26 protein-coding genes are annotated in these 24,570 nt (G+C 64.8%); 17 read left to right on the top strand and 9 right to left on the bottom strand.

The genetic code is table 11. The features are described from left to right. Positions 1 to 512 precede the first annotated feature (512 nt). Complete coding sequence (locus AC1DMG_RS07255) at positions 513 to 1,634, bottom strand: inorganic phosphate transporter (RefSeq protein ID WP_477176199.1); 1,122 nt, start codon at positions 1,632 to 1,634, stop codon at positions 513 to 515. Positions 1,635 to 1,713: 79 nt separating this feature from the next. Further along, on the bottom strand, positions 1,714 to 2,343 hold the full coding sequence (locus AC1DMG_RS07250; protein ID WP_477180350.1) for a DUF47 domain-containing protein: 630 nt from the start codon (positions 2,341 to 2,343) through the stop codon (positions 1,714 to 1,716). 158 nt (positions 2,344 to 2,501) lie between these two features. On the opposite strand from AC1DMG_RS07250, the gene AC1DMG_RS07245 reads away from it, so the two are divergent. Then, a complete protein-coding gene (locus tag AC1DMG_RS07245; protein WP_441603027.1) occupies positions 2,502 to 3,824 on the top strand; it encodes a hemolysin family protein in 1,323 nt (440 codons plus the stop codon). A gap of 37 nt (positions 3,825 to 3,861) precedes the next feature. Here the strand turns inward: AC1DMG_RS07245 and AC1DMG_RS07240 are convergent, their stop codons facing one another. After that, a complete protein-coding gene (locus AC1DMG_RS07240) occupies positions 3,862 to 4,635 on the bottom strand; it encodes an RNA methyltransferase (protein ID WP_441603028.1) in 774 nt (257 codons plus the stop codon). Positions 4,636 to 4,791: 156 nt separating this feature from the next. Between AC1DMG_RS07240 and AC1DMG_RS07235 the strand changes: the two genes are divergently transcribed. Next, positions 4,792 to 5,595: an inositol monophosphatase family protein gene (locus AC1DMG_RS07235; protein WP_477176201.1), complete on the top strand. Its 804-nt coding sequence runs from the start codon at positions 4,792 to 4,794 to the stop codon at positions 5,593 to 5,595. A gap of 156 nt (positions 5,596 to 5,751) precedes the next feature. On the opposite strand, the gene hda is transcribed toward AC1DMG_RS07235, so the two are convergent. The 3 genes from hda to AC1DMG_RS07220 all read right to left on the bottom strand — a co-directional run bounded on the left by hda (position 5,752) and on the right by AC1DMG_RS07220 (position 8,705). After that, on the bottom strand, positions 5,752 to 6,456 hold the full coding sequence (gene hda / locus AC1DMG_RS07230) for a DnaA regulatory inactivator Hda (RefSeq protein ID WP_477176202.1): 705 nt from the start codon (positions 6,454 to 6,456) through the stop codon (positions 5,752 to 5,754). After that, positions 6,453 to 7,640 (bottom strand): AI-2E family transporter, encoded by a 1,188-nt coding sequence (locus AC1DMG_RS07225; RefSeq protein ID WP_477176203.1) that lies wholly within the window; start codon positions 7,638 to 7,640, stop codon positions 6,453 to 6,455. The genes hda and AC1DMG_RS07225 overlap by 4 nt, the downstream gene beginning before the upstream one ends. 84 nt (positions 7,641 to 7,724) lie before the next feature. Beyond that, on the bottom strand, positions 7,725 to 8,705 hold the full coding sequence (locus AC1DMG_RS07220; protein WP_477176204.1) for a DUF2066 domain-containing protein: 981 nt from the start codon (positions 8,703 to 8,705) through the stop codon (positions 7,725 to 7,727). Between the two features lie 148 nt (positions 8,706 to 8,853). Here AC1DMG_RS07220 and purM point away from each other — a divergent pair, with 148 nt between their 5' ends. The 3 genes from purM to AC1DMG_RS07205 are packed head-to-tail and all read left to right on the top strand — an operon-like array spanning position 8,854 to position 11,327. Then, positions 8,854 to 9,882, top strand: coding sequence for a phosphoribosylformylglycinamidine cyclo-ligase (purM, locus tag AC1DMG_RS07215; protein WP_477180349.1), 1,029 nt, complete (start codon positions 8,854 to 8,856; stop codon positions 9,880 to 9,882). Between the two features lie 4 nt (positions 9,883 to 9,886). Continuing rightward, the gene (purN, locus tag AC1DMG_RS07210; RefSeq protein ID WP_477176206.1) at positions 9,887 to 10,555 is read left to right on the top strand and encodes a phosphoribosylglycinamide formyltransferase; all 669 of its coding nucleotides are present in this window, start codon (positions 9,887 to 9,889) and stop codon (positions 10,553 to 10,555) included. A 55-nt stretch (positions 10,556 to 10,610) separates the two neighbouring features. Beyond that, the gene (locus tag AC1DMG_RS07205; RefSeq protein WP_477176207.1) at positions 10,611 to 11,327 is read left to right on the top strand and encodes a DUF3108 domain-containing protein; all 717 of its coding nucleotides are present in this window, start codon (positions 10,611 to 10,613) and stop codon (positions 11,325 to 11,327) included. Between the two features lie 70 nt (positions 11,328 to 11,397). On the opposite strand, the gene murA is transcribed toward AC1DMG_RS07205, so the two are convergent. Both murA and AC1DMG_RS07195 read right to left on the bottom strand, forming a co-directional pair. Further along, a complete protein-coding gene (gene murA / locus AC1DMG_RS07200) occupies positions 11,398 to 12,657 on the bottom strand; it encodes a UDP-N-acetylglucosamine 1-carboxyvinyltransferase (RefSeq protein WP_121882351.1) in 1,260 nt (419 codons plus the stop codon). A 43-nt stretch (positions 12,658 to 12,700) separates the two neighbouring features. Continuing rightward, positions 12,701 to 12,940, bottom strand: a complete 240-nt coding sequence (locus AC1DMG_RS07195; RefSeq protein ID WP_441603036.1) for a BolA family protein — start codon at positions 12,938 to 12,940, stop codon at positions 12,701 to 12,703. 253 nt (positions 12,941 to 13,193) lie between these two features. On the opposite strand from AC1DMG_RS07195, the gene AC1DMG_RS07190 reads away from it, so the two are divergent. The 12 genes from AC1DMG_RS07190 (at position 13,194) to ptsP (ending at position 23,500) form a co-directional block, all read left to right on the top strand. After that, positions 13,194 to 14,204: a KpsF/GutQ family sugar-phosphate isomerase gene (locus tag AC1DMG_RS07190; RefSeq protein ID WP_477180348.1), complete on the top strand. Its 1,011-nt coding sequence runs from the start codon at positions 13,194 to 13,196 to the stop codon at positions 14,202 to 14,204. A 92-nt stretch (positions 14,205 to 14,296) separates the two neighbouring features. Further along, positions 14,297 to 14,836, top strand: coding sequence for a KdsC family phosphatase (locus AC1DMG_RS07185; RefSeq protein ID WP_477176208.1), 540 nt, complete (start codon positions 14,297 to 14,299; stop codon positions 14,834 to 14,836). 44 nt (positions 14,837 to 14,880) lie between these two features. Next, positions 14,881 to 15,501, top strand: a complete 621-nt coding sequence (lptC, locus tag AC1DMG_RS07180) for an LPS export ABC transporter periplasmic protein LptC (protein ID WP_477179619.1) — start codon at positions 14,881 to 14,883, stop codon at positions 15,499 to 15,501. Continuing rightward, positions 15,392 to 16,015, top strand: coding sequence for a lipopolysaccharide transport periplasmic protein LptA (lptA, locus tag AC1DMG_RS07175; protein WP_477176209.1), 624 nt, complete (start codon positions 15,392 to 15,394; stop codon positions 16,013 to 16,015). The genes lptC and lptA overlap by 110 nt, the downstream gene beginning before the upstream one ends. Continuing rightward, entirely contained in the window at positions 16,015 to 16,734 is a 720-nt protein-coding gene (lptB, locus tag AC1DMG_RS07170) for an LPS export ABC transporter ATP-binding protein (RefSeq protein WP_046973274.1), read from the top strand. The genes lptA and lptB overlap by 1 nt, the downstream gene beginning before the upstream one ends. A gap of 123 nt (positions 16,735 to 16,857) precedes the next feature. Further along, positions 16,858 to 18,336, top strand: a complete 1,479-nt coding sequence (locus AC1DMG_RS07165) for an RNA polymerase factor sigma-54 (RefSeq protein ID WP_477176210.1) — start codon at positions 16,858 to 16,860, stop codon at positions 18,334 to 18,336. 290 nt (positions 18,337 to 18,626) lie between these two features. After that, complete coding sequence (hpf, locus tag AC1DMG_RS07160; protein WP_046973272.1) at positions 18,627 to 18,950, top strand: ribosome hibernation-promoting factor, HPF/YfiA family; 324 nt, start codon at positions 18,627 to 18,629, stop codon at positions 18,948 to 18,950. A 118-nt stretch (positions 18,951 to 19,068) separates the two neighbouring features. Further along, positions 19,069 to 20,019: an HPr(Ser) kinase/phosphatase gene (hprK, locus tag AC1DMG_RS07155; RefSeq protein ID WP_477165428.1), complete on the top strand. Its 951-nt coding sequence runs from the start codon at positions 19,069 to 19,071 to the stop codon at positions 20,017 to 20,019. Between the two features lie 3 nt (positions 20,020 to 20,022). Further along, positions 20,023 to 20,916: an RNase adapter RapZ gene (gene rapZ / locus AC1DMG_RS07150; RefSeq protein WP_441603042.1), complete on the top strand. Its 894-nt coding sequence runs from the start codon at positions 20,023 to 20,025 to the stop codon at positions 20,914 to 20,916. Positions 20,917 to 20,959: 43 nt separating this feature from the next. Then, positions 20,960 to 21,352, top strand: coding sequence for a PTS sugar transporter subunit IIA (locus AC1DMG_RS07145; protein WP_441603043.1), 393 nt, complete (start codon positions 20,960 to 20,962; stop codon positions 21,350 to 21,352). After that, positions 21,345 to 21,614 carry an HPr family phosphocarrier protein gene (locus tag AC1DMG_RS07140; RefSeq protein ID WP_441603044.1) on the top strand — a complete coding sequence of 90 codons (270 nt, stop codon included), beginning with the start codon at positions 21,345 to 21,347 and terminating at the stop codon, positions 21,612 to 21,614. Before AC1DMG_RS07145 ends, AC1DMG_RS07140 begins: the two co-directional genes overlap by 8 nt. A gap of 155 nt (positions 21,615 to 21,769) precedes the next feature. Then, a complete protein-coding gene (gene ptsP, locus AC1DMG_RS07135; RefSeq protein WP_477180347.1) occupies positions 21,770 to 23,500 on the top strand; it encodes a phosphoenolpyruvate--protein phosphotransferase in 1,731 nt (576 codons plus the stop codon). Positions 23,501 to 23,606: 106 nt separating this feature from the next. On the opposite strand, the gene AC1DMG_RS07130 is transcribed toward ptsP, so the two are convergent. Further along, the gene (locus AC1DMG_RS07130; protein WP_441603046.1) at positions 23,607 to 24,485 is read right to left on the bottom strand and encodes a LysR family transcriptional regulator; all 879 of its coding nucleotides are present in this window, start codon (positions 24,483 to 24,485) and stop codon (positions 23,607 to 23,609) included. Positions 24,486 to 24,570 lie beyond the last annotated feature (85 nt).

Genomic DNA, 24,570 nt, shown 5'->3' with positions numbered 1-24,570 from the left:
GGTGCGCCATGTGTGACCCAAAGCCGATGCGCAGCGAGGCCCCGCTTTAAGTCCTCAGCGATTCGGGCGCGTTGCGCAGCGCTTGGAAGTATCCCCTGTGTACCCTCGGAGGTTGTCCCACAACAGCGCGCCTCGAGCGTTCGGGCTTATCCCAGCACGATGCTGCGGGCGTTATCAGGCCATTTCTTTGGGTTACTTTTCTTTGGGCCAGCAAAGAAAAGTGACTCGAGCGGCGGCAGCCGATCGAAACGCCCGCCGCGTAGGCGGCACGCTGGCCTCAAGACGACAATCAGAAGCCGAGGTTTTGGATGATCAGGCACGCGGCAGAAGAAGAGTAATCCCGGCCTGCGATGGGATGACGGCAAAGAAGAAACGTTCCCGCGAGCACCCGCCCCTCACCCCGGCCCTCTCCCCGGAGGGCAGAGGGAGAAGTGTGGCGCACCGCTTGATCACTTGCTCGCTTGCTCACTTGCACACTTGATCAATCAGCAAGCCACAACAACCAAACCCCATCAAAACGTCGCCGCCAACCTCACAAACCCATACGCCAACAACGCCGTAATCGGCAACGTAAGAATCCAAGCCCACACCATCCGCTCCACCACCGACCAACGGATCGCATTCCAACGCTTGGCCGCACCCACACCCATGATCGACGCCGACACGTTATGCGTGGTCGACACCGGAATGCCGAACGCAGACGCGGTGAGAATGACCGCCGCCGAACTGCCCTCGGCTGCAAAACCATTGATGGGATGCAGCTTCACCATCTTGTGACCCAGCGTCTTGATGATGCGCCAGCCGCCGCCTGCCGTACCGCCAGCCATGGTGAGTGCGCAAACCACGGCGACCCACGCGGGCACATTGAAGCCACCATCAGCCGAACCATGAATGCGCAGGAAGCTAAGCCACTCGGGCAGGCCGTCAAACTGACCGGCGGTGGTTGCGCCCGCCAGGGCGAGCGCAATGATGCCCATGCTCTTCTGCGCATCGTTCATGCCGTGCGCCAGACCCATCGCACTGGCCGAGACGATCTGCGCCTTGCCGAAAAACGCATTCACGAATGGCGTGCGACCAAATCGCCGCAGGAAGCCGGTGCGACTGGAGAACCAGCTGAGCAAGGCATACAACCCGCCCATCAACAGAAAGCCGATGACGAAACCCAGCAAGGGTGAAATCACCATCGGCAGGATGACCTTGGGCACCACGCCCTTGCCATCCCACCAGTGCGCGCCACCCTGCGACCAGATCACCGAAGCGAAGTTATTGCCGGACGCCGCGATCGCCGCGCCGACCAACGCGCCCACGAGCGCATGGCTGGAGCTGGACGGCAGGCCCCACCACCAGGTGATGAGGTTCCACACCGTGGCGGCCAGCAAGGCGCAGATCAGCAACTGCGGCCCCGCATCGATGACATGCGTATCGATCAGGCCCGACGCGATGGTCTTGGCCACCGCCGTGCCCCACAGTGCACCGATCAGGTTGGTGATCGCGGCCATCATCACGGCCTGGCCGGGCGTCAGCACCTTGGTCGCCACCACCGTGGCGATGGAATTGGCGGTGTCGTGGAAGCCGTTGATATAGGTAAAAGCCAGCGCGATCAGCACCACGGCAATAGCCAGACCGATGCTCATGCGCGCACCCCGCGCACAACGCCGTAAGCCCGGAACACAACCGGGCGGCTTACTTGAAAGGGATTCATCAGGTCGCGCCTCAGGAATTCTTCAGCACGATCGAGTACACGGTATTGCCCACGTCGCGGCACTTGTCGATGGCTTTTTCGAGCAGCTCGAACAAGTCCTTCGCCAGCATCGCGCGCATCGCATCGCCGCCTTCCACGTACAGCGTGCGGTACGGCGACAGCAACATGCKGTCGCCTTCGGACTCCAGCGTCTGCAGGCGATCTTGCAGTTTCTTTACCGGATCGATGCGCAGGCCGCGGCGCAGCTCGCCGATCATTTCCGACACCACGCCGGTGGCGCGTTCCAGGATCAGCGCGCGAGCGGCGAAATCCACGTCGGCCACGCGGCCGGCGACGATCTCATAGCGCTCGGCAAACTTCTCGATGGTCTTGGGAATCTTGTAGAGCGCCGAGTTGAGCGCCTCGATGTCCTCGCGATCCAGCGCGGTGACAAAGGTGTTCACCAGTTCCTCGCTGATCTGCCCCGCCAGCGCCTTCTCGCGCTGGCGCGCGGCGGCGAAGGCGGCCATCACCGGGGCGTGATCCCGGCGCGTGACCAGCTCGTGCAGGGCTTTGGCGCTTTCGCGAGCAGCCTCGGCGCTCTGTTCGAGCAGGCCATAGAACTTGTCGCCTTTGCCGAAAATCGTTTGCAATGAAAACATGCGGTTATTGCCTGGGTGCGAGGGGGGCGGAAAATGACGGATATGTTACAGGAGCCCCGAGCCGCACCGCATCAAACCCTGCCGGCCCCTCCGGGCCTCTTAGGACTTACACTGCGTCTCATGTCCAAACGCGACCTTCCCACCGGCCGGCGACCCGCATGCTGACCGAAATCGCCCTCGTCATCGTGCTTTCCCTGTTCAACGGCTTTTTCGCGTTGTCGGAAATGGCCCTGGTGGCCTCGCGCAAGAGCCGCCTCAAGCACATGGCCCGCGACAGCCGCCGTGCCCGCATGGCCCTGCGCAATGCCGAAGCGCCGGAGCGCTTCCTTTCCACCGTCCAGGTGGGCATGACCATGGTGATCCTGATTACCGGTGCCCTGGCCGGCGATGCGCTGGGCGACCACATTGCCAACGCCATCCATGGCGGACGCGCAGCCTGGATCGAGCCCTATGCCAGGATCATCGGTCTGGTGCTGGGCTTTGTGCTGATTTCCTTCATCAATATCGTGATCGGCGAGCTGGTGCCCAAACGCCTCGCGCTGTCCGCGCCCGAGCTGATCTCCGGCTATGTGTCGATGCCGATGATGGTGTTGTCGCGCATCACCGCGCCCTTCGTGTGGCTGCTCAATCTTTCCAGCAGCTTCCTGTTGCGCCTACTGCGCGTGAAGGGACGCGGCAGCGACGTGGCCACGGAAGAGGAAATCCGCCTGCTGGTGGCGGAAAGCGCCGAGCACGGCGTGCTTGATCGCGACGAACACAACATGGTCAACCGCGTGCTGCGCCTGGGCGATCGCACGGTGGACAGCGTGATGACGCCGCGCACGCGCATTGTGTGGCTGGATGCAGCGGCCAATTACCAGGAGAGCGCTGAGATCCTGCGCACCACGCCTTACTCGCGCTACCCGGTATACCGCGGCGATGAAAGCGACATTCTCGGCGTGGTCGAAGTAAAGCGCCTGCTGCGCAGCTACGCCGAAGGCAAGCCCGACATCTTCGGCCAGCTCTCCAAGCCGCTCTACGTGCCCGCTACCGCACGAGCGCTGGACTTGCTGGAAGAATTCCGCGATGCGGAAACCCAGCTCGCGTTGGTGGTGGACGAGTACGGCGACATCGAAGGACTGGTGACGCTCAATGACTTGCTGGCGGCCATTGTGGGCGCCACCCAGCTGGGCAGCAGCGACACCAAGGAAAGCCCGCTGATCACGCCGCGCGAGGATGGCAGCTGGCTGATCGACGGCTCGCTGTCCACCGACGACCTGCGTGAACTGCTGGGGGTCGACGCCCTGCCCGGCGAAGAAGAGCACGAATACCGCACAGCGGCAGGCATGGTGATGGCCGTGCTCGGCCATATCCCGCAGACCGGCGAAACCTTCGAGTGGCGCGGCTTCCGGGTGGAAGTCGTGGACCTGGACGGCGCGCGCATCGACAAGCTGCTGGTAGCGCGGTTGCCGAAGATTGATGTGGAAGAAGACGGGTTCTAAGGCCTGAGAGCGTTTCTGTGGGAGCGCAGCGATCTACTCAGCCCTTCGACGCCTTGATCTTGTCGGTAGCAATCTGCGCCATCCGCTGCGCATCGGCAAAAATGCCATGCATTACGCGCAACTCGCGCTCATCAGGCTGCGCCCGCTGAAACAGCTTGCGCAGGCGCAACATGATGGTGGTCGGCGCGCGACCCTTGTGGAAATCGATATCGTCGAGCATCTGCGACAGGTGCTCGAAGAAACGCTCCATCTGCGCCGCATCGGCCGGTGGCTCGGCATCGGCGCGAACCGGCACGTTGACCTCGCCCAGCGATGCCACGCGCAACTCGTACGCCATCACCTGCACGGCCTGCGATAGGTTCAGGGAACTGAAATCGTCGACGCTGGGGATGCGCACCATCGCGTGGCAGCGCGCCAATTCTTCGTTCTCCAGGCCGGTACGCTCGTTGCCGAACACCAGCGCCACCTGCTCGCCGCGGGCGGCCGCGGCCAGCGCTCGGCTGGCGGCTTCGCGCGGGGTGAGTTCCTCCAGGTCCACGCCACGGCGGCGGGCCGACAGACCCAGGGCCAGGCTGGTGCCGGCCAGGGCATCGACCAGACCTTCGCTCACGGTGGCGTTTTCCAGCACCTCGTCGGCGCCGGCGGCCAGGGCCGAAGCCTCCCGGTCCGGGAAGCGGTGCGGGGCCACCAGGGCCATCCGGTCGAAGCCCATGGTGCGGATGGCGCGGGCTGCGCTGCCGATATTGCCGGGGTGCGAGGTGCGCACCAGCACGTAGCGGATGCGGGCGGCGAGGTCGGATTCAGCGCTCATCGGGGCAGGAAAACTCGGGTAAACGGGCGCAAAGCTTGGAAACCTCCGGGCTTCCTGTCAAACGCGACGCGCCCGGTCGGCCTCCCGGGACTGCCTCGCGGCCATGTCTCTGATAGACTTCGCGGCCAAAACCCCGTTCTTTTGAAAGCCGAAGCCATGCCAAGACCCGCCATTAATGTCGCGGTGCGCGCCGCGCGCGCCGCAGGAAACATCATCCTGCGCTATATGAACCGCATCGACGGACTCAATATCGTCGAGAAGCAGCGCATGGACTTCGCCTCGGAAGTCGATCGCCTGGCCGAAGCCGAGATCGTCAAGGAACTCAAGCGCGCCTATCCGACCCACGCCTTCCTCGCCGAGGAAAGCGGCGCGATCGGCAAGGGGCCGCTGGTATGGGTGATCGATCCGCTCGACGGCACGCACAACTACCTGCGCGGCATTCCGCACTTCTCCGTGTCCATCGCCCTGCTCGACAAGGGTGAGCCGGTGTATGCGGTGGTGTTCGATCCGCTGCGCGACGAACTGTTCACTGCCAGCAAGGGCGATGGCGCCTACGTCAACGACCGCCGCATGCGCGTGGCCAAGCGCGAGAATCTGGCCGGGGCGATGATCGGCACCGGCTTCCCCTACCGCCAGCGCTCGCACCTCGATGCCCAGCTCGACATGACCCGCGCCCTGCTCGGCCACGCCGAGGACATCCGTCGCTCCGGCTCCGCCGCGCTGGATCTGGCCTATGTGGCCGCCGGTCGTTTTGACGGTTTCTTCGAGATCGGCCTGAAGCCCTGGGACATGGCCGCCGGCGCCCTGCTRGTGCGCGAGGCCGGTGGTCGCTACTGCGATTTCGCCGGTCGCGACGGCATCCCGGAGAGCGGCAACATCATTGCCGGCAACCTCAATGTGGCGCAGGCGATGGTGGATGCGATCAGCGCGAATGCGACGCCGCGTTTGTTGATGGCGTGAGGATGGGTTATTGGTCATAAGAAAAAGGCGCCTTCGGGCGCCTTTTTTGTAGCCAGAGCCACCTAACCCCTGTGGGAGCGCACCCTGTGCGCGACCGTCCCGCTGCGTTCTACCTCAGTCGCGCACAGGGTGCGCTCCCACAAGGGACGGGAAACATCAGGCGCCCGGCTCGGACTCACGCAAAAACACCCGCAAAAACGGCACTGTGATGCGCCGCTTCGCCGCCAGCGAAGCACGGTCGATCTGATCCAGCAGATCAAGCAACGCGCCCAGATCTCGGGCGTAGCGATTGAACAGCCAATCGAGCACCGTGTCGTCCAGCTCGATGCCGCGCGTGGCCGCCTGTTCACGCAGTACGTTGCGCCGCTCGGCATCGTCCAAGGGCTTGAGCAAAGCCTGTTGGCAGGCGCCCAGGCGCGAGCGCAGATCCGGCAGCACCAGGCCCAGTTGCACGGGCAACACCTCGGCCGCAAACAAGAAGGCGGCGCCTTCGGCCTTGGCCTGGTTATACAGGTCGAACAAGGCGTGCTCGGCCTCGCGATCGCCCGCGATGACGCCCAGGTCGTCCAGGGCGAGGAATTCGCTGCCAGCCACGCCGCGGATAGCCGCAGCCCGGTTGCCGATGCTGGCCAAGGGCAGGTATTGCACCGTACGACCACCCTGGATGGCAGCCTGGCAGGCGGCCATCAGCAGATGGCTCTTGCCGCTGCCAGTGGGCCCCGCCAGGTAGAGCCACGGCGTGTGCGCCGCATGGGCCAGCTGCTCAACGGCAGCGAGCGTCCCGGCGTTGCTGCCGGGATGGAAATGTTCGAAACGCTGGCGGCGAGGCCAGCGCAGGGCAAGCGGCAACTGCGGAATCATGGGGGTGGTACTGCGTCCTTCGGGTTGCCTCGGTCGTCGATCACGGTGCGGGTTTCCACTTCGCCCTGCGGCGTCTCGACGACTACATCCACTTCGGTGAGCACGGGATCKCCCGCGCCCTCCTCCGTGTATAGATCGCTTTGTCGGTAGCGCTCGGTCAGGTAGCGCAGCAGCACCAGGATCACCGACGCCGCCGGCAAGGCCAACAGCACGCCGAGGAAGCCGAACAGGTAACCGCCGGCCAGCACGGCAAAAATCACCGCCACCGGATGCAGGCCGATCTTGTCGCCCACCAGCTGGGGCACCAGCACATAGCCTTCCAGCAACTGGCCGACGGTGAAGATGCCTACCACGATCAGCACATGCGTCCAGTCGCCGTATTGCACCATCGCGGCGATCAGCGCGGAGCCAAAGCCCACGATGAAGCCAAGATAGGGCACGAAACTGAGCAAGCCGGCGATCATACCGATCAGCGGGCCCACCGACAGCCCCATCAGCGTGAGCGCCACGCCGTAGAAGATGCCCAGCGCGAGCATCACCAGCAGCTGGCCGCGCACGAAGGCGCCGAGCACGCTATCCGCTTCACGCGCGAGGTGGGCAACAGTCGGCTCGATCGAGCGCGGCAGGATGCGGTCGATCCACGCCACCATGCGGTCCCAGTCGCGCAGCAGGTAGAACGCCACCACCGGGATCAGCACCAGGTTGGTGAGCCACAAAATCACGCCCACGCTGGAGCGGGAAATCTTGCCCAGCACCACCGAAGCCGCATTGCCGATCGAGCCCAGGTGATCCTTGATCTGCTGGATCAGGCGATCGGTGTCGAACGCCCTGGGATCGAGGTGCAGCTTGGCCTGCACCCAGGGCAGCGCCGTATCGCGAGCCCACTCCACATAGCGGGGCATGTTGTCCACCAGATTGTCGATCTGGCGGGAAATCAGCGGGACCAGCAAGATCAGCGCGCCAACGGTGACCAGCAGCAGCACGATGAAGACGATGCTTACCGCCAGCGTGCGTCCCATGCCCAGCCGCTGCAGACGATCGGCCAGCGGATCTCCAAGGTAAGCCAGCATCGCCGCCACCACGAACGGCATCATCACCGGCGCCAGCAGCCAGAACAGGTAAAGGAAGACCGCGGTGATCGCGAGCATTTGCCAGCGGCGGGAGCTGTCAGGCGTCATCGACATGGCTCATCCCATGAGAAAGGCGGTAAGAAACGCGCGCCGGATCCAGGCTGGCGCACGCATGACGCGGCTTTCGCCGCGGCGCAATCAGTGGACCCAGCGCAGGCTGGCATCCGCATCGCCATGCGAATCGCCGCGCAGGACGCGGCCGCCGGCGGCGAGGCTATTGGTCAGGGCATCCATCGGCAGGCTGGATTTCACCAGGAACAACATGCCATCGCCCTGCGCTCTGAGCGTGGTCACCTGACGCACATTGGGATCGGCGCGCAGAACGGCCACGAGGTTGGCGTAATCCATGGCCGAATTGATCTGCGATACCCACAGCTTGCCGTCGACCGTCACCGAGCCGATCACATTGAGCTGCTTGCCGAGACGGTCGGCCAGCCCGTTGCCTGCATCGGTGAGTACGGCGGCGACGTTGGCGCCCTGCGTGCTCCACTTCTGCTGGGCACCGCCCGACAGCAGCACCCAGTCCGCGGCGTTGCCATGGACCTGGCCCAACAGCATCAGGCCGGTCTTGTACTGCCGCGCCATGGCAGCGACCTGGTCGGGCTCGGCACTGGTCAGATTCGGTGTGTCGCCGGTCTTGGCCGGATCGGCCAGCACGGTGCTATAGCCCTTGGCGGCAACGGTCTGGGTCAGCGTGGACAGCGCATCGCGGGTGAGCACGCTGCCGTCCTCATCACGTACCACCAGCAGCACCGGAGGACGGGAACCGCCGCCGGACACGCCCATCTGGGACACGGCGCGCTGCACGGCGGCCTGGTCAAAGGTGACCTGCAGGGCCATACCGGTGGTGGCCCGCTGGTACTGATACTGCTGGACGATGCCCGAGGCGCCCTTGAGCACATCGGCGTAGCCCGGCTTGGCGCTCAGGTCCTGGCCGCCGGAGGTGCGCGCCAGCACCTGGGCCAGGGCGTCGCCGAAGGCATTGTTGCGGGCAGCCTCGCTGGTATCGGCCACGGACACGGTCACGGTGTACGGCGACACTTGCCCCTGCGCATGCACGGACAGCAGCGGGGCGAGGCCCAGCATGAAACAGACGAGCAGCAGGCGGGACAGGCGCATGGGGACCGAAATCCGGTGGGGGACGCCGGAAGTCTGCCCAATCCGCCCCCTAGCGTCCATCGAAGATGTCCCGGTTCAGCGTCATCACTCAGGAAACGATCCCCCTACGCTGCTACAATTTGTCGTTTCTCCCCGCCGGGTTGCCCCCATGTCCGACGCACTCACCTACCGCGCCGCTGGCGTCGATATCGACGCAGGCAATGCCGTGGTCGAACGCATCAAGCCGCTGGTCAAGCGCACCTCCCGTCCCGAAGTGATGGGCGGCCTGGGCGGTTTCGGCGGCCTGTTCGACCTGTCGGGCAAGTACAAGGAGCCGGTGCTGGTCTCCGGTACCRACGGCGTGGGCACCAAGTTGAAGCTGGCCCAGCAGCTGGGCCGCCACGACACCATCGGCATCGACCTGGTCGGCATGTGCGTGAACGACGTGCTGGTGCAGGGCGCCGAGCCGCTGTTCTTCCTCGACTACTTCGCTACCGGCAAGCTGGACGTGGACACGACCGTGGCCGTGGTCGGCGGCATCGCCAAGGGCTGCGAGCTGGCCGGTTGCGCGCTGATCGGCGGCGAAACGGCGGAAATGCCCGATATGTACCCGCCGGGTGAATACGACCTGGGCGGTTTCACCGTCGGCGCCGTGGAAAAGTCGCAGCTGCTCAGCGGCAACGCCATCGTGGCCGGCGACGTGATCCTGGGCGTGGCCTCTTCCGGTCCGCATTCCAATGGCTATTCGCTGATCCGCAAGATCCTCGAGCGCGCCGGCAATCCGCTGGATCTGGATCTGGGCGGTGTCACCCTGGCCGACGCGCTGATGGCGCCGACCACCATCTATGTGAAGCCGATGCTGGATCTGCTGAAGAACCAGCCGGTGCATGGCATGGCCCACATCACCGGCGGTGGCCTGAAGGAAAACATCATCCGCGTGGTGCCTGACAACCTCGGCATCCACGTCGATGCGGCCGCCATCGTGCTGCCGCCGGTGTTCGAGTGGCTGATGCGCGAAGGCAACGTGGCGCGCGAGGAAATGTGGCGCACCTTCAACTGCGGCGTGGGCTTCACCGTCATTCTGCCGCGCGAGGCCGTCGACGCTGCGAGCGCCCTGCTGGCCAAGCATGGCCTGGCCAGCTCGGTGATCGGCGAGATCGTGCCCGCGCAGGGCGACGAGCGCGTGCACATCGGTTGAGTTCGTGACTGCTCCGCGTCTTCGCGTTGCCGTGCTCGCATCCGGGCGCGGCAGCAACCTGCAAGCCCTGATCGTCGCCCGCGATGCGGGCGTGCTGCCGGTCGACTTCGTGGTGGTCGGCAGCGACAAGCCCAACGCGGGCGCGCTGCAGCTGGCCAAGGATGCGTGCATCCCCACCTTCACGCTGAACCCGAAGGACTTCGCCAGCCGGCGGGATTTCGACTTCGAACTGTTTCGACGACTCGACGCCAGCGGCGCGCAGGTGCTGGTGCTCGCCGGCTTCATGCGCATCATCGACGGCGAGGCACTCGCGCCGTGGGTTGGTCGCATGATCAACGTCCACCCGTCGCTGCTGCCCAAGTATCGCGGCCTGCACACGCACCGCCGCGCGCTCGAAGCGGGCGACGCGGAGCACGGCGCCAGCGTGCACTACGTGACCGCCGAACTCGATGGCGGCCCGGTGATCGCGCAAGCGCGCATCCAGATCCAGCCCGGCGACGACGAAGGCCAGCTCGCCCATCGCCTGCTCACTTTCGAACACCAGCTGCTGCCAGCGGTGCTCAAACTGATGGCCGAACAACGCCTGGACCTGATCGCGCCCAACCGCGTGGCGCTGGACGGCAAGCTGCTGGATGCGCCGCTGCAACTGCGCCACGGCGCATTGGTTGACTGAGGGTTTTCCAGTCCTCTACAAGTCGTTCAGGAACGGCCCGTAGACTGAGGTCCCCATGACCTCATCCCATTCCCTCCGCACGTTCGCTGCCGGTCTCGCGCTGGCCCTCTCCACGACGGCCGCGTTTGCCGCGGCACCTGCCCCGACCCCGTTCACGGCGACCTATCAGGTATCGCAAGGTGGCCAGGTGATCGGCGAGGCCGTGGTCTCGCTCAAGCCCGCAGCCAATGGCCAGTGGGTGTACAGCAACCAGATCAAGGGAACCGGCGGCATCGCCGCGGCGCTGGGCGCCAACTCGAATGAAACCACCACGTTCCGCTGGAACAACGGTGCGCCGGAAACCGTCAGCTATGACTACAAGATGGACGCCGGCTTCAAGAACAAGCAGCGCCACACCGACGTGAACTGGACCAGCGGCCAGGTGACGGTAGACGACGGCAAGGGACCGATGACGTATCCGAGCGCACCGGGCATGGTGGATCGCAACACCACGTCGTACGCGATCGGCCTCGCCCTGCGTGGCGGCAAGCAGTCCGTGTCGCTGCCGGTTGCGGTGAAGCGCAATGTGGAAACGCAGGAATTCAAGGTCACCGGCAAGGAAGCGGTGAAGGTGCCTGCCGGCAGTTTCCAGGCCGAACGCGTGGTGCGCAGCAGCGACCAGAACAGCTTCAGCGCGTGGTACGCACCGCAGAAATATCCGGTGCCGGTGAAGCTCTCGCAGAGCGACGGTGGCAATCTGGAATTGCAGTTGGTCAGCTACAAGAGCAATTGATCGGTTATCGCCGCACTGAAAGAAAAAGGCCGCATCAGCGGCCTTTTTCATATCGCATGTCAAACCTGACTCAGGAAGGCAGTCGACGAATCTTCGCACCAAGCACGCCGAGCTTTTCCTCGATGTTCTCGTAGCCGCGATCGATGTGGTACACGCGATCCACCGTGGTGTCTCCTTCGGCCACCAGGCCGGCGAGCACCAGGCAAGCGGACGCACGCAGGTCGGTCGCCATGATGGGCGCACCGCTCATCTTTTCCACGCCCTTGATGATCGCCGTATTGCCTTCCAGGCGGATATCCGCGCCCAGGCGCTGCAGTTCCAGCGCGTGCATGAAGCGGTTTTCGAACACGGTCTCGGTGATCACGCCCACGCCTTCGGCCACGCAGTTGAGCGCGGTGAACTGCGCCTGCATGTCGGTGGGAAACGCCGGGTACGGCGCGGTGGTGATGTTCACCGCCTTGGGGCGACGGCCGCGCATGTCCAGCTCGATCCAGTCGGCGCCGGTGGAAATATGCGCGCCGGCTTCTTCCAGCTTGGACAACACGGCATCGAGCGTATCGGCACGGGCGTTGCGTGCGCGCACCTTGCCGCCGGTCATCGCGGCGCCGACCAGGAAGGTGCCGGTTTCGATGCGGTCGGGCAGCACTTCGTACTCGGCGCCGTGCAGGCGCTCCACGCCGTGGATGACCAGGGTGGAGGTGCCGGCGCCTTCGATCTGCGCGCCCATGGCGATCAGGCAATGCGCCAGGTCGACCACTTCCGGTTCCTGCGCGGCGTTCTCGATCACAGTGGTGCCCTGCGCGAGGGCGGCGGCCATCATGATGTTCTCGGTGCCGGTCACGGTGACCATGTCCATCGAGATGCGCGCGCCCTTCAGGCGCTTGGCCTTGGCCTTGATGTAGCCGTTCTCCACGACCACTTCGGCGCCCAGCGCCTGCAATCCGCGGATGTGCTGGTCCACCGGACGCGAGCCGATCGCGCAACCGCCGGGCAGCGACACTTCCGCCTCGCCGAAGCGAGCCACCAGCGGACCCAGCACCAGGATCGAGGCGCGCATGGTGCGCACCAGGTCATACGGGGCGAAGTGGCGGTCGGTGGTGCGCGGGTCGATATGCATCTTCATGCGGTCGTCCAGCACCAGCTGCGTGCCCATCTGGCCAAGCAGCTCGATGAAGGTCGTCACATCGTGCAGATGCGGCACGTTGCTGATCGCCACCGGCTCGTCGGCCAGCAGGCAGGAAGCGAGAATCGGGAGTACGGCGTTCTTGGCGCCCGAAATACCCACCTCACCGTGGAGCGGCTCGCCGCCACTGATCAGGATCTTGGCCATGGAAAGTCCTTGCGAATGAATGGCTCGGAAGTGCAGCGCCGCCTTAATGGCGCGCAGCGACTTCCGCGGGGGTCAGCGTCTTGAGGGCCAGCGCGTGGATCGCACCGCCCATGAGATCACCAAGCGTGGCGTAAACCAGGCGGTGCCGCGCCAGCGGGAGCTTGCCGGCGAACTGTTCCGCCACCACTTGGGCTTCAAAGTGCACGCCGTCGTCGCCACTGACGGAAGCCTGAGCACCGGGCAGGCCTTGTTCGATCATTGCCTGGATGGTGGCAGCGTCCATGGTTTTTCCACTTGCAGAGTTGGGGTCAGCGCCGCCGATCCGGTCAGGAACCGAACCCAATGGCAGCGACTATGACGTTAAAATGCGAATATGCCATGTTAATGGAAAACCTCTGTCGCAGAAACGACACGTGACGTCAGCGCCCTCTCAATTAGGCCGTTGATCACCCACAACCTATTGATACACCCGAGTTTCCCGTCTACAGACGCCCATTCAGGGTTATGACGGGAAACCGCAAGACTTTTGAGGACGCATGAACGCCTACGTCGCCCCAGCCAACCCGCTTGCGATCAACGCCGACGCCATCGTGCAGAGCGCGCGCACCGTGATCGCCACCGAGGCGGCGACCATCCGCGCCCTGGAGCCGCGCATCGGCCCCGAATTCGTGGAAGCCTGCCGCCTGATCATGAGCTGCGCCGGCCGCGTGGTTGTCACCGGCATGGGCAAGTCGGGCCACGTCGCCCGCAAGATCGCCGCCACGCTGGCGTCCACCGGCACGCCCGCTTTCTTCGTCCACCCGGGTGAAGCCAGCCATGGCGACCTGGGCATGATCCTGCCGCAGGACATCGTGCTGGCCCTGTCCAACTCGGGCGAAACCGACGAAGTGCTGTTCATCCTGCCGGTGATCAAGCGCCAGGGCATCCCCCTGATCGCGATCACGGGCAACGCTAATTCGTCGTTGGCGGACCAGGCCAATGTGCACCTGGACGCCAGCATCGCCGCCGAAGCCTGCCCGCTCGGGCTGGCGCCCACGGCCAGCACTACCGCTGCCCTGGTCATGGGCGATGCCCTGGCCATCGCGCTGCTCGAGGCCCGCGGCTTCACCTCCGAAGACTTCGCCCGCTCCCATCCTGCAGGCAGCCTGGGCCGTCGCCTGCTGCTGCACATCAGCGATGTGATGCACACCGGCGAAGGCATTCCGGCGGTGCCGCCGAACGCTTCGCTGACCCAGGCGCTGATGGAAATGACCCGCAAGCASCTGGGCATGACCGCCGTGGTCGACKCCGATCACCACCTGCTCGGCGTGTTTACCGACGGCGACCTTCGCCGTGCGCTGGACGATGACGACCTGGACCTGCGCGGCGCCACCGTGGCCGAGCTGATGACCCGCGGCCCCAAGACCATCGGTGCGGACAAGCTGGCCATCGAGGCCGCCCAGCTGATGGAAAAGCACCAGATTCACGCGCTGCTGGTGGTCAACGACAAGCAGCAGGTGGTGGGAGCGCTTAACATTCACGATCTGCTCCGCGCCCGTGTGGTCTGATCGAAAGGCTCGGCTGCTATCTATTCCTGCGTGCACCGTCTGCGCTGACCGGCGTTTGACGGTATCGCCCTTTCCTCTTGCCGACGGCTCCCATGTATCTGGCTGACCTTCCCGCCGATGTTCTCGCCCGCGCCGCCAAGATCCGCCTCGTCGTGTTCGACGTGGACGGGACCCTGACGGATGGCCGCCTGTGGTACGCCGAAGATGGCCGCGAGACCAAGGTTTTCCACGTGCATGATGGCCTGGGCCTGAAACTGCTGATGGGCCAGGGTGTGCACGTGGCCATCATTTCCGCCCGCATCAGCCATCCGGTGGCGTTGCGCGCGGAGGAACTGGACATCGCCCACGTCTACCAGGGCCAGGGCGACAAGCGGGCCTGCCTGGAGCAGTTGCTGGAAGCGCTGAACCTGGCGCCGGAACAGGCCGCCTTCGTGGGCGACGACCTGCCCGACCTGCCCGCCATGCGCATCGCCGGCCTGGCTGTCGCGGTGGCGAACGCCCATCCCTGGGTGGCTGAGCAGTCGCACTGGCGCACCCGCCTGGGCGGTGGCCAGGGCGCGGCCCGCGAGGTCTGCGACCTGATCCTGCATGCCCAGAGCAAGACCGATGCCGAGCGGGAGCGCTGGCGGTGAGTTTGCGATCTTATCTGCGCGACCGGGGCCTCCCGGTGGCGATCGTGCTGATCGGCCTGGCGACCGGCGCGGCGCAGTTGCTGTACTGGGCGCTGGCGCCCGCGCCCAAGGTCAGCGACTTCGTGGGCCCGCCCCGTTCGGGCTATACGCTGACCAATTTTCAGCTGTGGTCGTACGACGTGGATGGCTTGCCGAGCTTCGAGATGGTCGCCCCGCACCTGGAGCGCCGCGAGAACGACGAGTCGCTGTACATCAACACGCCGGACTTCACGCTGCCCTCCAACGAGGCTGGCGTGCCGCCCTGGCTGGGCAAGTCGCTGTACGCCTGGGTCGACAAGAGCGGCACCCTGCTCAAGCTGCAGGGCCCGGTCTACATGCACCGGGCGGCCTTTGCCCAGACCGATGCGGCCGAGATGCACACCTCYGAGGTCACTGCCTGGCCAAAAGAAAACCGAATGGTGACGGATGCCCCAGCGCATATGAAGCAAGGCGCACGTACACTTAACGGGGTGGGCATGCGTGCCAACCTCAACACCAATCATCTGGAGCTGTTCGATGAAGTCACCGGCTCGTTTCCGCCGCGACCCAAGAAGTCTCAAGCTGCACCTCGCCCTGCTGGGCCTGGGACTGCTCATCCTGCAGCCGGCGCTGGCCAAGCAGGATGACCGCAATCAGCCGATGAACTTCTCGTCCAAGTCCATGGACGGGTTCAACGCGCCCAATACGGTCACCACGCTCACCGGCAATGTCGTGGCTACGCAGGGCACGATGAAGCTGACTGGCGCCCTGGCCAAGCTCTACCTCGATGCCGACACCCAGGTGGCGCGTGCGGTCGTGACGGGCAACCTGGCCCATATCGAGCAGCTCGACGACGCCGGCAACCTGATGCAGGGCGATGCCTTGCAGCTGGACTACGACAACATCAACGGCATTGCGGTGCTCACAGGTAACGCCGTGGTGCGCCAGCAGGGTCGCGGTGAGTTTCATGGCGACAAGCTGGTCTACAACACGCAGACCTCGCTGATCACCGGCGAAGCCGCCGGCGACGGCCTGGTGCACGGCGTGATCCTGCCCAAGCAGAAGCCCGCAGGGGCTCCGGCTCCTGCCGCCACGCCGCCGAAGCCGGGCACGCCGCCGGCGCCGCCGCAACCGGCCACGAAACCGGCCGAGGGCCACTGATGCTGTCTGCTGAAGGTCTGCAAAAAAGTTTCAAGGCGCGCCAGGTCGTGCGCGATTTTGCCTTCTCCATCCGCGAAGGCGAGGTGGTGGGTCTGCTCGGCCCCAACGGCGCCGGCAAAACGACGTGTTTCTACATGGTGGTCGGCCTGATCGAAGCCGACGCCGGCACCATCAAGCTGGACAAGCAGGACATCACCGGCCTGCCGATGCACCAGCGCGCCAAGCTCGGTATCGGTTATCTGCCGCAGGAAGCCTCGGTGTTCCGTCGCCTTACCGTGGCCGACAACATCATGGCGGTGCTGGAACTGCGTGAAGGCTGGGACGAGAAGCGTCGCACCAACGAGCTGGAAAGCCTGCTGGACGAGCTCAAGATCGCGCATATCGCCGACCAGAAGGGCATCAGCCTGTCCGGTGGCGAACGTCGCCGCGTCGAAATTGCACGCGCACTGGCCGCGCATCCGCGTTACATGCTGCTGGACGAACCATTCGCGGGCGTCGACCCCATTTCGGTGGGCGAAATCCAGCGCATCGTGCGCCATCTGAAGGAACGCGGCATCGGCGTGCTCATCACCGACCACAATGTGCGCGAGACGCTGGGCATCTGCGATCGCGCGTACATCCTCAACGACGGTGAAGTGCTTTCGCGCGGAACGCCAGCACATATCCTCGCCGACGAAAAGGTCCGCGAGGTGTACCTGGGTCGCGAATTCCGCCTGTAACGGCTGCGGAACAGCCGACCGTCAGGGCTAAATCTGAGGTAGTACGCGATTTCGCCTTCGACCTATGGCCGACCCAGGAGGCAAGAGTTAGGATGACCTTCACGTTCATCCTGACCGGCTGGCATGAAACCCGGACTGCAGTTTCGCCTCAATCAGCAGCTCACGCTGACACCACAGTTGCAACAGGCCATTCGCCTCCTGCAGCTGTCGCAGCTTGAGCTCGAGGCTGAGCTGCGTCAGATCGCCGAAAGCAATCCCCTGCTCGAGTTCGCCGACGACAACCCCGACAATCTCGAGGGTGACGAACGCGAGTCCGAGCCGCCGATGGATGCGATACCGGTCAGCTCGTCCAGCTCCAGTAGCAGCAGCGATACTGTCGACGACGCCGAAGCACCCGAATGGGGTGATGTGGAGCGCGACGGCGGCAGCGACGATCCGGTCGACTTCTCGCTCAGTGGCGCCTCCTCGCGCAACAACAACGCGGACGAAGACGGCTTCGAGCCGCAGAGCGCCGCCCAGGAAACGCTGCAGGAACATCTGCTGTGGCAGCTCAACCTCACGCATATGAGCGCGCGCGATCGCACCATCGCCACGGTGTTGATCGACGCACTCAATCCGGATGGCTATCTCACCGAAAGCATGGAGTCGCTGATCGCGGCCCTGCCCACCGACGTCAGGGCGACCGAAGCGGAAGTGGAGTACGTGCGGCACATGCTGCAGCGCTTCGATCCCACCGGCGTGGCAAGCATCGACTTGCGCGACTGCCTGCGCGTGCAGCTTGAGCAGTTTGATGCGGACACACCGCAGCGCGAACTTGCCTTGCGCATCGTCGACGCCGAACTGGAATTGCTCGCGCGCAACGACATCGCACGGCTTGCGCGCAAGCTGCGCGTGAGCGAAGACGATACCGCCGCTGCAGCCGTGTTGATCCGCAGCCTCGATCCACGGCCGGGCGCGGCGCTCGATATCACGCCGGTCGAATATGTCGCCCCCGATGTCTATGCACGCAAAGACGTGGGTCGCTGGCGGGTCAGTCTCAATCCCGATTGCCAGCCGCGACTCGGACTCAACCAGCACTATTGCGGCCTGATCGCCCAGGCCCGCGGCACCGACGCCAGCTGGATGCGCGGACAGCTGCAGGAGGCGCGCTGGCTCATCAAGAGCCTGGAATCGCGCGCTGAGACGCTGCTGAAGGTGGCCGAAGCCATCGTGCGCCGGCAGAGCGCCTTCCTCGATTACGGCCCCGAAGCAATGCACCCCCTGGTGCTGCGCGAAGTGGCCGAGGAAGTGGGCATGCACGAATCGACCATTTCACGTGTAACTACCCGCAAATACATCCATACGCCGCGGGGCACGTTCGAACTCAAGCATTTCTTCTCCAGCGGCGTGTCCACCGAAGACGGTGGCAGTGCGTCGGCCACCGCCATCCAGGCCATGCTGCGCAAGCTGGTCGATGCCGAGGACCCGCGCAAGCCGCTGTCCGACCAGGCCATCGCGGAGGAGTTGCATCGCAAGGGCATTCAGGTTGCCCGACGCACCGTCGCCAAATACCGCGAAGCCATGCGTATTCCCAGCTCCAGCGAGCGCCAGCGCGCTGGCTGAACGAGTTTGCCCCCGTCTGCGGCAAACCGCCCCGGGAACTTGGCGGCAAAAAAGGCGTCCCCATACTCATAGGTAAGTCGATACGACGGGAAATCTGTCATGTCTGAGGCGTGAAGGTCTTTCTAACGCACGGGCAACTTCAGAGGTGCATAGTGACTATCCCGACTTGGTGAGGAGGCCTGAGAAAACCTTCGCAATACCGGAGTTTTCAAAGGTGTGTCGGCCACGACATGGGCGTCCGGCGCATCGATTCCAGCCGCGTCTGCGGCAAGTACCAGAGGAGGCGCAACATGCAAGTTCAACTCAGCGGTCAGCAGATTGAAGTCACCCCGGCCCTTCGGGATCACGTGAACAACCGGCTTGACCGCCTCACCCGCCTCGATGAGCGCATTCTCAGCCTGAGCATCGTTCTCTCCGTGAACAAACTGCAGCAGCGCGCCGAGGGCACGCTCAATGTCACGGGCAGCACCCTGCACGCCGAAGCGCTTGAGAATGACATGTACGTCTCCATCGACGTGCTCTTCGACAAGCTGGTGACCCAGTTGCGCAAGCACCGCGAGAAGATCTGCGACAAACATCAGCGCGCCGCCCGCGAGGAGCGCCTGTACGGCTGATCTGTGCCAGGCCCGCCCGGCTCCGGGCGGGCCCTCTGCCTCATCCAAGGCGTCCGCCGGTGTGAACTGGCACAATGTCCATGTAGCTGCCCTGTTCCGGCGGCGCAAAGGACAAAGCTTGGACCGGCTCTCCGCCCGACAACTCTATGACAGCGTTCACGAGCGCATGGCCTTGCGCTGGGTGTCCGGCATGCGCGGCGAATCGCGCGCGCTCGAACAAGCCGCGACGACCACGCGCCGCCCCTCGCTGATCGGCTACCTCAACGTCATCTATCCGAACAAGATCCAGATCATCGGCACCGAGGAGCTGAACTACCTCGACAGCCTGGATTCGCGCCAGCGCTGGGAGGCGATCAACAAGATTGCCGCCTATCAGCCGGTGGCGATGATCGTGACCAAGGATCAGGCCATCCCCAGCGACCTGCGCGAAGTGGCGGAAGAAACCAATACGCCGCTGTGGATCAGCTCCAAGCGCGGCCACGAGCTGCTGACCTGGATGCAATACCACCTGGCGCGCATCCTGGCGCCCAAGGTCACGCTGCATGGCGTGTTCCTGGAAGTGTTTTCCATCGGCGTGCTGATTACCGGCGAATCGGGTTCGGGCAAAAGCGAGCTTGCGCTGGAACTGATCAGCCGCGGTCATCGACTGGTCGCCGACGACGCCACCGAATTCACCCTGATCGCGCCGGACGTAATCGACGGCACCTGCCCCGAGCTGCTGCAGGACCTGCTGGAAGTGCGCGGGCTGGGCGTGCTGAATGTGCGCGAGATGTTCGGTCACACCGCGGTCAAGCCATCCAAATACCTTCGCTTGGTCGTGCACCTGAAACCACTGCGCGAGGGGGAAGACACCGATGGACTCACGCGCCTTACCGGCGATATCGGCCACCGCGAAATCTTCGAGGTGCCGGTGCCGATGATCACCATCCCGGTGGCACCCGGTCGCAACCTTGCCGTGCTGGTCGAGGCCGCGGTGCGCAACCACGTGCTCAAGAGCAAGGGCATCGACCCGGCACAGACTTTCATCGACCGCCAGGCGCACCAGATGCGCCGGCTGCCTCCGTGGTGACCCATGAGCGACACGATATCCACTAGCAACCCAGCCGACGCGATCAACCTGATCGTGCTCACCGGCATGTCCGGCGGCGGCAAGACAGTGGCCCTGCGCGCGCTGGAAGACCTGGATTTCTACTGCGTCGACAACCTTCCCACCGCCCTGCTCCCACAGCTGGTGGCGGCGGTGAGCCGCAATGTGGAAGGCAAGCGTCGCCATGTCGCCGTCGGCGTGGACGTGCGCAATCCTGGCGAAGACCTCAAGCGCATGCCGGCCATCCTGTCGGAGCTGGCCGCTGCCGGCGTGAAGGCGCATCTGATCTTTCTTGACTGCCGCGACGACGTGCTGATCAAGCGCTATTCGGAAACGCGTCGCCGTCACCCGCTGTCGTGGCAAGGCCTGTCGCTGGCCGATGCGATCGCCGAAGAGCGTCGCGTGCTGCGCCCGCTCTCGGCCATTGCCGACAAGGTGATCGATTCGAGCGAACTGAACGTGCATCAGCTGCGCCGACTGTTCGCCGCCGGTTATGCGGAGGCCACCGAAGGCCTTACGCTGATGTTCCAGTCGTTCGCGTTCCGCCGCGGCCTGCCGCTGGACGCGGACTTCGTATTCGACGCGCGCTGCCTGCCGAACCCGCACTGGGATCCCACGCTGCGCCCGTTGTCGGGCAAGGATGCCGCCGTGAGCGCCTACCTCGATGCGCAGCCCTTGGTCGCCGAATACTTTGCCGATACGGCGCGCTGGCTCGACACCTGGCTGCCGCGCTTCGAAGCGGACGACCGCAGCTACGTCACCATCGCCATCGGCTGCACCGGCGGTCGACACCGCTCGGTGTATCTGGTGGAAAAGCTTGCCGCCCATTACCGCGCGCTACGCAATGGCGTGCTTACCTTCCATCGCGAACTCGAGTGATAGCCATGCTGAGCATCCTTGCACTACGGATCGGCACGCCGTCATGAGCGTCGGCGTGCTGTTGATGACGCACGAGGCGGTCGGCCAGGCGCTGATCTCCGCCGCCCACCACGTGCTGCCCAAATTGCCCCTGCGCGTGGAGGCAGCCGAAGTGCCACCGCACTCCGATCCGGATGTGATGCGCACGCTTACGGCGAAGCACGCACGCGAGCTGGACGAAGGCGACGGTGTGCTGGTGCTGGCCGACCTTTACGGCGCCACGCCCTGCAATATCGGCTTGTCGCTCAGTGCGCTGGGCGTGCGCTTGCGCTGCGTATCGGGACTGAACCTGCCGATGCTGCTGCGCGTACTCAATTACGCAGAAAAACCGTTGGACGAGCTGGCGGAAATCGCCGCCAGTGGTGGCCGCGGAGGAATCTTCATCGACCATGCTTGAGAAAGAGATCGTTGTTTCCAACAAACTGGGCCTGCATGCCCGCGCCTCGGCCAAGCTGGTGCAGCTGGTGCAAGGCTTCAAATCCACCGTGTGGCTGATCAGCAAGGGCCGCGAGGTGAATGCACAAAGCATCATGGGCGTGATGATGCTGGCCGCCGGCATCGGCACGCCGCTGGTGGTTCGCGCCGATGGCCCGGACGAAGCGTCCGCCATCGACGCCGTGGTGGCGCTGTTCGATCGCAAGTTCGACGAAGGAGCCTGAGTGCGCAAAAAGATCGCCCGCGACTGCCGAGCTGAGGCCGTATTCACGGCCCGGTGGGCTGCGTCGTGCGATCTTTCTCATCCAGCATTCGACACGTTGGCCGGATGCCGACGTCGCGCACGGCCGGACCGGCCGTTACACCATGGAAGGCATGCATGAGACAGGTACTGACAGGCACCACGGCAGCAAAAGGCATGGCTCTTGGCCGCGCCCGCMTGGTGCAGCCCAGTCGCTACCTGGTCGACACCCGTCCGCTCAATGAAGACGAAGTCGAAAGCGAACTTGCCCGGCTGCATCGCGCGCTCGATACCGCGCGGCAGGAACTGCGCGAGCTGCGCGGCAAGCTGCACGGCGCGCTCGCGCGCGAAGTGAACGAGTTCATCGATGCGCACAGCCTGCTGCTCGATGATCCCGAACTGCTGCGCGGCCTGGATGATCTCGTTCGAATCGGCCATTACCGTCCTGGCGCAGCGCTCAAGAAGCAGCGCGATCGCCTCGCGGCCGTGTTCGAGGCGATGGACGATCCCTACCTGCGCTCGCGCAAGGAAGACGTCGACCAGGTGATCGGGCGCGTGATCTCCGCCCTGCAGCGCCAGACCAGTCGCGAAGAACGCAAGTTGGCCGCGCGCGTGGGCGAGATCCTGATCGCCGACACCATCGCCCCGGCCGACATGGCGCACCTCGCCGGCGCCGGCCTGCTCGGCGTGGTCGCCAGTTCGGGCAGCCCGTATTCGCACAGCGCGATCCTTGCGCGCAGCCTCGATCTGCCCATGCTGGTGGGCGCGCGCGATGCATTGTCGACCATCCACGATGACGACCTGATCCTGCTCGACGCCGAACGCGGCGAGGCCGTGGTGCATCCCACCGCACAGGACCTGGCCCATTACCGCGCCTGGCAGCGCGAAGCCGCGGCTGAAGGTCGCCGCCTCGCCACGCTGGCGAACGCACCCACTCGCACCCGCGACGGCGTCGACATCCGCCTGTTCGCCAATGCGGAAATGCCCGCCGATATTGCGATGGCGCGCGCACGCGGCGCCGACGGCGTGGGCTTGTATCGCACCGAGTTCCTGTTCCTGCGCCAGAAGGGACTGCCCACCGAAGACGAACAGTTCATCGCCTATCGCGATCTCGTGCTCGGTATGGGCGGCTTGCCGGTCACCATCCGCACGCTCGACCTGGGTGCGGACAAGGCCGATGCCGCGGGACTCGTCTTGCGCGGCGAAGACAACCCGGCGCTGGGTGTGCGCGGCGTGCGCCTGTCGCTGCGTTATCCGGCCGTGTTCTCCACGCAGATTCGCGCCATCCTGCGCGCGGCCTGCTACGGACCAGTGCGTGTGCTGGTGCCGATGGTGACCCAGCCCGATGAGCTCATTGCGGTACGCACGCTGTTCAAGCTGGYGCGTCAGGAGCTCAAGCGCGAGAACGTCGACCTGCCGGAAAAACTGCAGCTTGGCGCGATGATCGAAGTGCCGGCGGCCGCCATCAATGTGCGCGCCCTGCTCGAACACGCCGACTTCCTGGCCATCGGCACCAACGATCTGGCGCAATACGTGCTCGCCGCCGATCGCGGCAACGATGCGCTGGAAAACATCTACAACCCGCTACAGCCCGCGCTGCTGCGCCTGCTCGCCTACGTGATCACCGAAGGCCGCCGCGCGAAGAAAGGCGTGAGCCTGTGCGGCGAAATCGGCGGCGATGCGAATTTCACCGGCCTGTTGCTGGCGCTGGGCCTGTGCGAATTCAGTATGCATCCCAGCCAGTTGCTGCATGTGCGCGATCGTCTGGCTTCGCTCGATCATGCCGTATTGCGGTCGCATGCGCCGCGCATTCTTCGTGCGCGCACGCATGAGGAGGCTGAGGCGTTGCTGGCCAGCATTATTGGCTAGCCCGACCGCCGAACTGTTTTTTTGTGGGATCGCACCCTGTGCGCGACTGGCCTGACGCGACAACCGGTCGCGMGCAGGGTGCGCTCATACAGTTTTTTTGAGGCCCTCAGGCTGCGCTGGCTAAAAACGCCTCGATCAACGCCCCGCGATAACGCTGCCGATGCAACAGCAACGACAGCTTGCGATGCAGATCGAGAAATGGCGTGCGCAGCACTTTCAGCCGCCCCGCGGCTACCGCGTCGATGATGGCCACCTCGGGGATACACGCGATGCCAAGGCCGGCGATCACGGCCTGCTTGATCGCTTCAGCCTGATCCAGCTCCAGCACGGTTTCGCCGGGCGGCAGGCTGGCAAGCGCACGCTCGCTCAAACTCCGTGTGGCTGAGCCCGGTTCGCGCAGTACCCAACGTGTTCCGGCGAAATCCTCCGGCTCCAGTCGCCGTTTGCGCGCCAGCGGATGATCGGGCGACGCGCAGACCACCAGCGCATCGTCGCGCCACGGGCGCACTTCCAGCGACGGGTGGGCGACCGGCCCTTCGACGCAGCCCAGCTCCAGTCCATGGTCGAGCATGGACGCCACGATTTCCGATGTATTGGATACGCGCAACCGGACCGAGACATGCGGATGCGCGCGCACGAACGCGCCGAGCAGTTCGCCCACGCGATAGTTGCCCACCGTATTGCTCGCGCCCACGCGCAGCTCGCCGCCCAACTCGTCGACGCCGCCGCTGCCAAGGCGTCCGAACTCTGCATAGCGCTCCAGCAGCTCCTGCGCCAGCGGCAGCAACTCCCGCCCACGCGTATTGAGGCGCAAGCGGCCGCGCTCGCGGGCGAACACGGCAGCGTCGAGCTGCCGCTCCATCTCCGCCAGCGCCATGCTCGCCGCCGGCTGGGTGAGATGAAGCATCTCGGCCGCCGCACGCACACTGCCGAGACGTGCGATCTGGACGAACACCTCCAGCTGGCGCGGGCTGATATTGATCATCAGGCTATCTTATAACAGCCATCAATAATTCAAAGTTTTTCTGATGGACGGCGAGGCGGAAAATGCTGCCATCGCAGGAGAACCG

It is taken from the genome of Dyella sp. 01N36 (assembly GCF_056399745.1).
Note: the sequence above shows the minus strand (reverse complement) of the source record. Positions and strands in the feature narration are given on the sequence as shown.

Bases quoted from the DNA above. Each gene is read 5' to 3' on its own strand.
- murA (WP_121882351.1), bottom strand. From the start codon at position 12,657: ATGGCCAAGATCCTGATCAGTGGCGGCGAGCCGCTCCACGGTGAGGTG.
- AC1DMG_RS07205 (WP_477176207.1), top strand. From the start codon at position 10,611: ATGACCTCATCCCATTCCCTCCGCACGTTCGCTGCCGGTCTCGCGCTG.
- AC1DMG_RS07185 (WP_477176208.1), top strand. From the start codon at position 14,297: ATGTATCTGGCTGACCTTCCCGCCGATGTTCTCGCCCGCGCCGCCAAG.
- hda (WP_477176202.1), bottom strand. From the start codon at position 6,456: ATGATTCCGCAGTTGCCGCTTGCCCTGCGCTGGCCTCGCCGCCAGCGT.
- AC1DMG_RS07140 (WP_441603044.1), top strand. From the start codon at position 21,345: ATGCTTGAGAAAGAGATCGTTGTTTCCAACAAACTGGGCCTGCATGCC.
- AC1DMG_RS07130 (WP_441603046.1), bottom strand. From the start codon at position 24,485: ATGATCAATATCAGCCCGCGCCAGCTGGAGGTGTTCGTCCAGATCGCA.
- AC1DMG_RS07145 (WP_441603043.1), top strand. From the start codon at position 20,960: ATGAGCGTCGGCGTGCTGTTGATGACGCACGAGGCGGTCGGCCAGGCG.
- rapZ (WP_441603042.1), top strand. From the start codon at position 20,023: ATGAGCGACACGATATCCACTAGCAACCCAGCCGACGCGATCAACCTG.
- AC1DMG_RS07245 (WP_441603027.1), top strand. From the start codon at position 2,502: ATGCTGACCGAAATCGCCCTCGTCATCGTGCTTTCCCTGTTCAACGGC.
- lptB (WP_046973274.1), top strand. From the start codon at position 16,015: ATGCTGTCTGCTGAAGGTCTGCAAAAAAGTTTCAAGGCGCGCCAGGTC.
- AC1DMG_RS07255 (WP_477176199.1), bottom strand. From the start codon at position 1,634: ATGAGCATCGGTCTGGCTATTGCCGTGGTGCTGATCGCGCTGGCTTTT.
- lptA (WP_477176209.1), top strand. From the start codon at position 15,392: ATGAAGTCACCGGCTCGTTTCCGCCGCGACCCAAGAAGTCTCAAGCTG.
- hpf (WP_046973272.1), top strand. From the start codon at position 18,627: ATGCAAGTTCAACTCAGCGGTCAGCAGATTGAAGTCACCCCGGCCCTT.
- AC1DMG_RS07240 (WP_441603028.1), bottom strand. From the start codon at position 4,635: ATGAGCGCTGAATCCGACCTCGCCGCCCGCATCCGCTACGTGCTGGTG.
- AC1DMG_RS07220 (WP_477176204.1), bottom strand. From the start codon at position 8,705: ATGCGCCTGTCCCGCCTGCTGCTCGTCTGTTTCATGCTGGGCCTCGCC.
- AC1DMG_RS07195 (WP_441603036.1), bottom strand. From the start codon at position 12,940: ATGGACGCTGCCACCATCCAGGCAATGATCGAACAAGGCCTGCCCGGT.
- AC1DMG_RS07165 (WP_477176210.1), top strand. From the start codon at position 16,858: ATGAAACCCGGACTGCAGTTTCGCCTCAATCAGCAGCTCACGCTGACA.